The organism is Pseudomonas sp. 1 R 17, from assembly GCF_900067035.1.
Lineage (GTDB): Bacteria > Pseudomonadota > Gammaproteobacteria > Pseudomonadales > Pseudomonadaceae > Aquipseudomonas > Aquipseudomonas marginalis.
In genome coordinates, this window is sequence record NZ_FKLB01000060.1 from 281626 (window position 1) to 291604 (window position 9979).

Genomic DNA, 9979 nt, shown 5'->3' on the forward strand with positions numbered 1-9979 from the left:
GAGAATGCAGATGAACAGTTTTGCGCAACCGCTCCAGGGCAACGCCCCGCTGATCAACCGCGACCGCCTGTGGCAATCGCTGATGGACCTGGCGCAACTGGGCGCCACGGTCAAGGGCGGCGTGTGCCGCCTGGCCCTCACCGACCTGGACCGCCAGGCCCGTGACTTGTTTGTGCAGTGGTGCGAGGCCGCCGGGTGCAGCGTCAGTGTCGACGCCATCGGCAATATCTTCGCCCGCCGCCCTGGGCGTAATCCGGCACTGCCGCCGGTGATGACCGGCAGCCATATCGACACCCAACCCACCGGCGGCAAGTTCGATGGTTGCTACGGGGTGATGGCCGGGCTGGAAGTGATCCGCACCCTCAACGATTTGAACATCGAGACCCAGGCGCCGCTCGAAGTGGTGGTATGGACCAATGAAGAAGGCTCGCGCTTCCCGCCGTGCATGATGGGCTCCGGGGTATTTGCCGGTAAGTTCGACTTGCAGGACACCCTCGCCAAACAGGACGAGCAAGGCCTGTCGGTGGGCGCCGAGTTGCAGCGCATCGGCTATGCCGGTGCCCGCGCGGTGTTGGGCCACCCGGTCGGCGCGTATTTCGAAGCGCATATCGAGCAAGGCCCGGTGCTGGAAGACCAGGCCACCACCATTGGCGTGGTCATGGGCTGCCTGGGCCAGAAGTGGTTCGACCTGACCCTCACCGGCGTCGAAGCCCACGCCGGGCCGACGCCGATGCACCTGCGCAAGGATGCCCTGGTGGGCGCCGCCGAGGTGGTCAGCGCGGTCAACCGTATCGCCCACCAGCAGCAACCTCACGCCTGCGGCACGGTCGGCTGCCTGAGCCTGCACCCGGGGTCGCGCAATGTGATTCCCGGCCAGGTGCACATGACCCTCGACCTGCGCCACCTGCATGCCGACAAGCTGCAGGCCATGGTCGATGAAGTACGTGGCGTGATCGAAGCCACAGCAGCCCGGCACGGGTTGACCTTCGAACTGACGCCCACCGCCGACTTCCCGCCGCTGGACTTCCACCCGGCCTGCGTCAACGCCGTGCGTGATGCGGCGAGTGCCTTAGGCCTGAGCCATATGGACATCGTCAGCGGCGCCGGGCATGACGCGATTTTCGTCGCCGAACTGGGCCCGGCCGGGATGATCTTTGTGCCGTGCGAAGGCGGCATCAGCCATAACGAAATCGAAAACGCCGCGCCGGATGACCTGGCGGCCGGGTGCGCCGTGTTGTTACGCGCCATGGTCAACGCGGCACAGGGGAATAGCCATGAGTGACATAGGTGAACTGACGGCCGTACAACTGCTGGCGCATTTTCGCGACAAGACCCTGTCGCCGGTGGAGGTCACCGAGGATGCATTGCTGCGCATCGAACGCTACAACCCGATGGTCAACGCCTACTGCCATGTGGACCCCGAGGGCGCGCTGCGCGCCGCGCGGGCCTCGGAGCACCGCTGGTTGAAGGGTGAGCCCTGCGGTGCCCTGGATGGCGTGCCCGCCTCGATCAAGGACCTCACACTGACGCTCGGCATGCCCACCCGCAAGGGCTCGCGCACCTCGTCGGCCGAGGGGCCGTGGGACGTCGACGCGCCCTTCCCGGCCTTTATGCGCAAGGCCGGCGCGGTGCTGCTGGGCAAGACCACCACCCCGGAATTCGGCTGGAAAGGCGTCACCGATAACCCGCTGTACGGCATCACGCGCAACCCGTGGGACACCCGCACCACGGCGGGCGGCTCGTCTGGCGGCGCGGGCGCGGCAGCTGCATTGAACCTGGGCGTGCTGCACCAAGGCAGCGATGCCGGCGGCTCGATCCGCATCCCCTGCGCGTTTACCGGCACCTTCGGCATCAAGCCAACGTTCGGCTATGTGCCGCAGTGGCCGGCCAGTTCGATGACCATCCTGTCGCACCTGGGGCCGATGACCCGCACCGTGGAAGACAGCGTGCTGATGCTGCAGGCCGTGGCACAGCCGGATGCGCGGGATGGCCTGATCGGCGCGCCAAGGACCACGCCATGGCTCACGCCGCACACGGATTTGAACGGCCTGCGCGTGGCCTACAGCCCCACGTTTGGATACGTGGATGTCGACCCGCAGGTGGCCAAGGTGGTTGCCCAGGCGGTCGAGGGCCTGGTGCAGTTGGGCGCCCATGTCGAGCAGATCGACCCCGGTTTCAGCGACCCGCTGGAAGTGTTCAGCACCTTGTGGGCGGCGGGCGCGGCACGCCTGACCGGGTCCATGAGCGACGCGCAGAAACAACTGCTGGACCCTGGGCTGCTGCGCATTGCCCGGCGTGGCGAGCAGTTGAGCCTGGATGACTTCAACGCAGCCCTCGAAGCCCGCGCCGCGCTGGTGGCCCGGATGGCGGCGTTCCACGAGCATTACGACGTGCTGGTCTCGCCGATGATGCCGATCACCGCGTTCGAGGCCGGACACAACGTACCGCCCGGTTCCGGGATGCAGGAATGGACCGAGTGGACACCGTTCACCTACCCCTTCAACCTCACCCAGCAACCGGCGGCGTCGGTGCCGTGCGGCTTGGCGGCGAATGGCTTGCCGGTGGGGTTGCATGTGGTGGCGGCGCGGTTTGCCGATGAGCAGGTGTTGAGGGTATGCCAGGTGTATGCGCGAGCATTTCCAACCCGACACTTGCATGCCCCGGTCTGATAAATAGCCACTGTGCCTGCGGAATGCGTTGACGCCTGACTCAGTGCTATTCTCGCGCCCTCAATGTTTTCAGGAGTTTTACGCAATGCCAAGAATACTCACATGGACAGGTCTTTTCTTGGCGCTTGCCTGCTTGCAAGGCTGCGCGCATACCGACCCACTGCTGGGTCAGCCTTACTTCACAACGCCAGCCCAGACAGCCAGCGACAAGGCCACCGTTTACTTCGTGCGCGAGTATCGCCTCATGAGCCCGCAATTCATCACCGAAGTCCACGTCGATGGCCAGAGCCTTGGGGGGCTGCCTACCGGCGGCTACTTCAAGGTGGACTTGCCAGCCGGCGTGCACCGCGTCAGCTCCAACAAAACCTCAATCCTCACGGACGAAGCCACGCGCCAGTTTGACTTGTCCGTCAAGGCTGGCCAGAGCTACTTCGTGGTGGATCAGGATTTGTGGGCAGAACCCAAGGACGGTTTGACCCTGGGCGACATGAACAACAATATCTATCGAGGCTCCATGCACTATTTCCGGTGGGCGCTACTGCCTGCCGATACTGCCGTGAAGTTCATGCCCAAGTACCGCTTGGCCAAATCCAAATAAATCTATTCCTTTTGAACACCCTGGGCATCCCAGAAGGCGTCTTCGGAGGCAAGCCCCCTCGCACATTTTCTGAGCGCACTCCAATCCCCTGCCTCTACAATGTCCCCCATTCATCCCCGGGGGCTTCATGGACATCGAACTGGCACGCACTTTCCTGGAAATCACCCGCTGCGGCAGCCTGGCCGCCGCAGCCGAGAAACTGCACGTCACCCAGACCGCCATCACCGCACGCGTTAAAAACCTGGAAAGCCAGCTGGGCAGTACGCTGTTCGTGCGCAACCGCGCCGGTGCACGCCTGACCGCCGACGGCGAGGCGTTTGTGGTGTACGCCAACCAGTTGCTGCAAACCTGGGAAGCCGCGCGGCGCGACCTGCCGTTGCCCGATGGCTACCGCAATGTGCTGCATATCGGCGGTGAAGTCAGCCTGTGCAACCCGCTGATGCTCGGTTGGGCCCGGGCCCTGCGCGAACAGATCCCCGGGCATGCCCTGCGCACCGAAGTGCGTGAAGGTGAATACCTGCTGCGGCAGCTGGAGCTCGGCGTACTTGATGCGGCGCTGGTGTTCCAGCCGCAGTACTGGCCGGGGTTGCAGGTGGAGCAGGTGCTGGAAGAAAAACTGATCCTGGTGCAATTGACGAGCAAACCGGCCCCGTACGTCTACATCGACTGGGGCCCTGGTTTCCGCCAGCAGCACGACGCGGCCCTGCCCGACAGGGCTCGCGCGGCGGTAAGTTTCAACCTCGGGCCGCTGGCATTGCAGTACATCCTCGAGAACGGCGGCGCCGGCTATTTCCGCACGCGGGTGGTACAGAGCTACCTGGACAGCGGCGTGATGCAGCGCGTGCCCAAGGCCCCGGAGTTCAGCTTCCCGACGTTCCTGGTGTACTCGCGGGCACGGGATTCGGCGGTGTTGCAACAGGCCCTGGGGCTGCTGCGTGAAGTGGTCAAGGCCGAGAGTGACTGGTCACAGCGCTGGGACCCGTTGATCTGAATCCCTTCCCCGGCGCAGCGCGCAAAACTCGCAGATTCCCGTGTACCAACTAAGCTCAGTCTCCAACAAAAAAACCTGAGCAGCCCGCCATGGTCCATCCCACCGAGACGTTTCGCAGCCGCTACCGCGCCGAGGTCAGCCCCCATTACAACCCCTGGCTGCACGCCGGCTTTGTGCTCGGCTATGGCGTGTGCTGCATCGGCCTGGCCGGGGCCTCCACCCACCGAGTTACGCCGTTCGAGTGGCTGACCGTGCCGCTGACCCTGGTGCTCTTCAACCTCTGTATCTACCTGGTGCATCGCCACCTCGGCCATCACAAGCACGCCTTGGCCCGCCTGTTCTATGCGCGCCACACCGGTGATCACCACAGCTTCTTTACCCCCGGCCACATGACCTACGACAGCCCGCGAGACTGGCGCGTCATTCTCTTCCCGGCGTGGCTGATCGTGCTGCACAGCCTGGTCATCACCCTCCCCGCCTGGTGGTTGCTCCAGCACCTGAACGCCAATGTCGCCGGGCTGTTCGCCGGGAGCATGATCCTCGGTTACCTGCTCTACGAAGTGTTCCACGCCTGCGAGCACTTGCCCGCCGACCACCCGCTGGCGCGCCTGCCGTGGATTCGCCAGATGCACCGACTGCACGCCCTGCATCACCGCCGCGAGCTGATGCAGGGGCGCAATTTCAATATCGTCCTCCCGCTGATGGATTACCTGTTCGGCACCCTGTACTGGGAACCGAACCCCAACGACAACCAGGAATCGTCATGAGTACCCGTCGAAAGAAAATGCGTCATCTGCTGTTTGTGCTGCTGCTGGCGGTGATCGCTTTCCTGCTGTTGATGCCGACCAAAGTGCAACCGGTGAACTGGGCTCCGCCCAAGGCGCCATCGATGAAGGAAGGTGCCTATGCCGACAACCAGCGCCTCAAGGCTGTGCAGAAAATCGGCGCCCAGGGCATCGCCGGCCCCGAGGCCTTGCTGCTCGATGCCCAGGGGCTTCTGATCAGCGGGCTGCATGACGGCCGCATCATCCGCACGTCGCCCGACAGCCCCACCCTGGAAGTACTGGCCAACACCGGTGGGCGGCCGCTGGGCATGGCACTGCACCCGGACGGGCGCTTGATCATTGCCGACGGGGTCAAGGGCTTACTCGCGCTGGATCCCCAGCGCCAACTGACCGTCCTGAGCGCCAGCGCCAATGGCGTCCCCTTTGGCTTTACCAATGACGTGACCATCGATGCCGGCGGGCGCTATGCCTACTTCAGCGATGCTTCGAGCCGCTGGGGTTATGGCCAGGATGGCGAGGCGGTGATCGAGCATGGCGGCGATGGTCGCCTGCTGCGCTATGACTTTCGCAACGGCACCACCGAGGTGTTGCTGGACCAACTGCAATTCGCCAACGGCGTGGCCCTCGGCCCCGATGAAAATTACCTGCTGGTCAATGAAACCGGGGCGTATCGCATCAGCCGCTACTGGCTCAAGGGCGAACGTGCGGGCAACCACGACTTGTTTATCGACAACCTGCCCGGCCTGCCGGACAACCTCAGTTTCAACGGCCAGGACCGTTTCTGGGTAGCACTGTACTCACCGCGCAACCCGCTGCTGGACAGTTTTGCCGGCTACCCATTGCTGCGCAAGGTGATGGTGCGCGCGCTGATGGTGGTGCCCAAGCCCATTGAGCGCAAAGCCTTCGTGCTGGGGCTGGACACCGACGGCAAGGTCATCGCCAACTTGCAGGATGGCAGCGCCGGCAATTACTCGCCCATCACCACGGCCCGGGAATATGGCGACTGGCTGTACCTGGGCTCATTGAAGAATACGAGCATGGCGCGCTTGCCGTTGAAGCTGGCGTTGGCGCAATAACGCAAACAGGGCATACAGGCGCCTGGCCTGTATGCCCTGGGTACTACGGGTCACTCATGTTCAGCTCTTGGTGCTGCTCAGCAAGGTCTGTTTGCACAGGTGGCCGAAGCTGACGAACTCGGTGTTGTCACCACCGACGCCGATACCCGGGTATTCCAGTACTTCCATGCGCCACACGCCGTAGTTGAAGTCGGTACGCCAGGTGTTGTTGTAGCCCTGGGCATAGTCGACAAAGGTGGTCTGGAAATCACCGAAGCAGGTGCCCACGTTGATCGTGCCCGCCGCTTGGCCCGCACTGTCGGTCGCCGCCGAATACGCCTTGTAGACGATATCGCCGTTGGCCGGGTCGATCCGCTGGTCGAGATAGACGATCGGGTGCAGGCCCACCAGCGGTGCACCGGTGCTGTCCGACAGGCCCATGGTCCAGGTCAGGTCGCGATAGGCTTGGGTGGTCATGTAGCCGTAGCCCACGTCGGAAGCCGAATACGGAATGCGCAACACGTTCGCCTCGCCCTTCACATCCGGGCTGTTGACCCGCGGGTTGGAACCAAACGACAAGTTGTACTTGCCGGTCGCGCTCCACGGCTCGTTCGGGTGCTGGTTCGGCCGCACACGTACCTTGACCACGCCACCGACACCCGGGCTCGGGATCGAGGTCGACACGACGTTGGCCCCCACGGTGACCCACTGGGCGCCATCGAAACGCTCGAGGATCCACTTGTTGCGCGTGCTGCCACTGGTCGCATCGGCCGTCAGCGCAATACCCACACTCTGGCCACGAACGGCGGTGAAATCGAAGTAATCGACATCATCCAGGCTGTCGGCATTGCCGTTGATGTAGTTGAGGGTGTCCGGCAGTTGGAAGGCCGTGTCCGGGGTGTCATTGGGTTCGAACGCATCAAGGTTGGTATCGACCGCGACGCCGAACTGAAAGCTCGAGCCCTGGACCGCCGCGTTGGCCTCCATGAACCAGTAGTAATCGCCGGCCGGCACCACGCCGCCAAGGCTTTCATCGCCCGTGCCGGGGTTATTGGAGGTGCCCAGGGGCAGCGGATTGCCCTGGCCGTCGTCCTGGAACAGCGACAACGACATGTCGGTGCCTGCGGTCTGGTTGACCAGCAGAACATTGATCCGCGCCTTCTGCGGCAGGTTGAAGTGGTAGCACAGCAGGTCGCCGGTTTGCACGCCATCAATCGTATAGAGCGAGTTGATGTCCAGCGTCTGCTCACAGCCCTGGACCAGCGCAGCCTGCACGGCGGGCGCCGACTGGGCCGTGGCTTTTTGTACCTTGGCCACCCTGGCCGGCGCAGTGTTGTCTTCCACCACCGAGTCAGCCTTCGCCTTGGGGGCAAACAGGGTTTTCTTCTGCTGGGCACCCGCCAGCAATTGCTGTTTGAGGGCAGCCGTCGCCTTGTTGGCCTTGACCTTCGCAGCGCTTTTCAAGCCTTGCTTGACCGCAGGAGGCGCCGCTTGCGCAGCCAGGTGAGGGTATTGTTCAGCGAGGGCAAAGGCCGAGACAAAGCAGGTGGCCGCCATGGCCGCACCGAGCATAAAGGCTTTTTTCGATTTCATTTTTTATCCATCCATAGTTAAAAACTGAAGGTCAGGTGACATCCGGTCACCTGGGATGGAATGTAGGAGAAGACTGGATGAATGTACAGTATTTTTTATGGAAAAATTCAGGCTCTTTCAAATGAGAATGTCGGCCCATCTACGCCAAACAGTCCAAACGACTGTTGCGATAACCCAAATAAAGCCGACGTAATAGGGCCATAACACCCAACGCTTCAGCCCTAATGGAACAGACGCCAGCTCGGCCTCGGTCACAACGCCTGCTTTCACATAGCGTGCTGAGTCAGACAGGAAATCAAACATCAACAGCATGCGGTATTGCCTGTCGAGCCATCGGTTTCGTCTCCAAAATCGCTTATTGGCGCGGACCCTTTCGTTATGACTGAAATAACCTTCTACCTCGTCGAGTTTTGTATATTCGGCAAACAGCGCCAGCCCCAAAACGACAAACGCCCCCACAAAATGCACAATGGTGAAGGCAAGAAAAAACGACACGATTAAGCCCCCTCTGGTTCGAAGATCAAATCACCGTTGACCTCCAGGATCTTGCCACCCAATAACGCACCTTCATCACCTAGACCAGAGCCTACCGCCTGCCCACCCGCAGCGCCGCCGATGACTGCGCACGCAAGCGCACCTTGTCCCTTCATCGAAATACCCAAAAATAGGTGACAAGCACGAAGAGCAAAGGCTGCACCATACTTTCCCCCGACAGCAGCCCCAGCCACTCCCCCCATCAACCTCCCCGTCTCCACATACTTAGCCCTCCTGCACTGAGCCTCCCGTCCCGTCACACACGCCTCCTTGATCTCCAGCCCGGTCACGCCCACATCCAGCGCGATCCCAATGAAAGTCCCGTTTCCCAACCACTTGGACATCTGCGCAATCTCGCGCATGCGCCGTGCATACCCCGCAATCTCGCCTTTATGCAGATAGCTTTTGGTCGAAATCCCCAGCACCTTCTTCAACGACTCATTGCCCTGCAACCCCGTGCCGAACCGTGCCGCGCCTTGCAGTTGCAGATCCAAGCGCCGGAACAAAGCCTGGCGCTGTTTGATAAAGCCATCCCGGTCCAACGCACCGTCCTTCAAGCGCTGATGCAACCCCTCGATGTCCTCCAGGGTCTGCGCCACCTCATTCAGATGCCGCGACCAGGCCGATGTCGCACTGCCGATACCAATCGATCCGTAGGCCATGAAGCTCTGCAGCAAGTCATAGTTGCCGATCAACTCCCTGCCCGCCGAGGTATCCATTTCCAGATTGCGCCGAACTGTTTCGGCATGGCGCATCAACCAGGCTTCCTCGCTCGAACAGCTCACGCTGTACGGATCGGGAATAATCACCAATTGACCCGGCGCGACCAGACCGGGGCGCAGGTGCCGGTTGAGCACATCAAAATGATCGGAGCGCTGCTGGCTCGGGGCGCCGCCCATGAGGCGGGATTTCAAATGGGTGTAGTCCGTTGTGCGGTCGTTGATATAGCTCTGCGCCATGCCCTACATCCGAGATGCAAAGAAGATGGCGTCGAAATATAAGCAAGCACCTACGCCCCGAACACAAGCGCAGGTGGGTCGAATTGCATTTGGGAAGTTGCCTACTTCACGAAGAAACAGCGCCTACAGAAACAACCCTAATAACCGGTCATCTCCAGGTAACCCACCCCACCGTCAAACCGCACCGGTCCTTCCCAGTACGGAATACTCAGGTTCATCCAGGCGTTCGGGTTGACAGCCTGGGTGGTGATATCCAGTTGCTTGCTGGGAATCTTCAACGACCAGCGTGTGGGAATGTGGCGTCCGTCGATGACTGTTGTGTCCAGCGGTGCCAGTTGGATGTCGGCGTTGTGCAGGGTCTGGGTGTGGCCTTCGCGGTCGATCCAGGTGCCGGTCAGGTAGGACGCGCCGTCGGTTTGCCGCACCCGAAACAGCATCAGTTGCTCGCCTCGGTCCAGGTGCAGGGAGAACCAGTCCCAGCCGGTCTGGCTGGCGGTCAGCGGTTGGCTGCTCCATTCGCGGTCGAGCCACGCCGGGCCGCTGACCTGATACGTCTTACCGTCGATGCTGACACTGCCCTCGGCGGTAAAAAACGGCTGGCTGTAGTAGTACGACGCCTGGCCCTGATCGGACTTGCGGCTGTAGCCATGGTCGCCTTGCAACACCAATGGCCGGCTGGAGGTGAGGCGCAGGTCGTAGGCAAATTGCGCCCCGCTGGCCTTGAGTTGCATGTCCGCCAAGGCGCTCGCGGCGCCGGGCTGGCTGGCGAAATTCCAGTCGTCGATCCAGGCGTTG

The 9979-nt window shown here is 62.1% G+C and carries 10 protein-coding genes; 6 read left to right on the forward strand and 4 right to left on the reverse strand.

The window, feature by feature from the left end; translation table 11 throughout:
• Window positions 1–10 precede the first annotated feature (10 nt).
• The 6 genes from BFP99_RS24670 to BFP99_RS24695 all read left to right on the forward strand — a co-directional run bounded on the left by BFP99_RS24670 (window position 11) and on the right by BFP99_RS24695 (window position 6119).
• Window positions 11–1282: a Zn-dependent hydrolase gene (locus BFP99_RS24670; RefSeq protein ID WP_065948437.1), complete on the forward strand. Its 1272-nt coding sequence runs from the start codon at window positions 11–13 to the stop codon at window positions 1280–1282.
• Complete coding sequence (locus tag BFP99_RS24675; RefSeq protein ID WP_065948438.1) at window positions 1275–2669, forward strand: amidase; 1395 nt, start codon at window positions 1275–1277, stop codon at window positions 2667–2669. Before BFP99_RS24670 ends, BFP99_RS24675 begins: the two co-directional genes overlap by 8 nt.
• Window positions 2670–2787: 118 nt before the next feature.
• Window positions 2788–3267: a DUF2846 domain-containing protein gene (locus BFP99_RS24680; protein WP_051429361.1), complete on the forward strand. Its 480-nt coding sequence runs from the start codon at window positions 2788–2790 to the stop codon at window positions 3265–3267.
• A gap of 127 nt (window positions 3268–3394) precedes the next feature.
• Entirely contained in the window at window positions 3395–4258 is an 864-nt protein-coding gene (locus BFP99_RS24685) for a LysR family transcriptional regulator (RefSeq protein WP_027606159.1), read from the forward strand.
• Window positions 4259–4347: 89 nt separating this feature from the next.
• Window positions 4348–5025 (forward strand): sterol desaturase family protein, encoded by a 678-nt coding sequence (locus BFP99_RS24690; protein ID WP_065948439.1) that lies wholly within the window; start codon window positions 4348–4350, stop codon window positions 5023–5025.
• A complete protein-coding gene (locus BFP99_RS24695; protein WP_065948440.1) occupies window positions 5022–6119 on the forward strand; it encodes an SMP-30/gluconolactonase/LRE family protein in 1098 nt (365 codons plus the stop codon). Before BFP99_RS24690 ends, BFP99_RS24695 begins: the two co-directional genes overlap by 4 nt.
• 60 nt (window positions 6120–6179) lie before the next feature.
• Here the strand turns inward: BFP99_RS24695 and BFP99_RS24700 are convergent, their stop codons facing one another.
• The 4 genes from BFP99_RS24700 to BFP99_RS24715 all read right to left on the reverse strand — a co-directional run.
• Window positions 6180–7691, reverse strand: a complete 1512-nt coding sequence (locus BFP99_RS24700) for a hypothetical protein (protein WP_065948441.1) — start codon at window positions 7689–7691, stop codon at window positions 6180–6182.
• A 117-nt stretch (window positions 7692–7808) separates the two neighbouring features.
• Entirely contained in the window at window positions 7809–8186 is a 378-nt protein-coding gene (locus BFP99_RS24705) for a hypothetical protein (RefSeq protein WP_065948442.1), read from the reverse strand.
• A 2-nt stretch (window positions 8187–8188) separates the two neighbouring features.
• Window positions 8189–9184: a hypothetical protein gene (locus BFP99_RS24710; protein WP_065948443.1), complete on the reverse strand. Its 996-nt coding sequence runs from the start codon at window positions 9182–9184 to the stop codon at window positions 8189–8191.
• A 137-nt stretch (window positions 9185–9321) separates the two neighbouring features.
• The coding region (locus BFP99_RS24715) for a lipocalin family protein (RefSeq protein WP_305118801.1) at window positions 9322–9979 on the reverse strand (658 nt) is incomplete at its 5' end.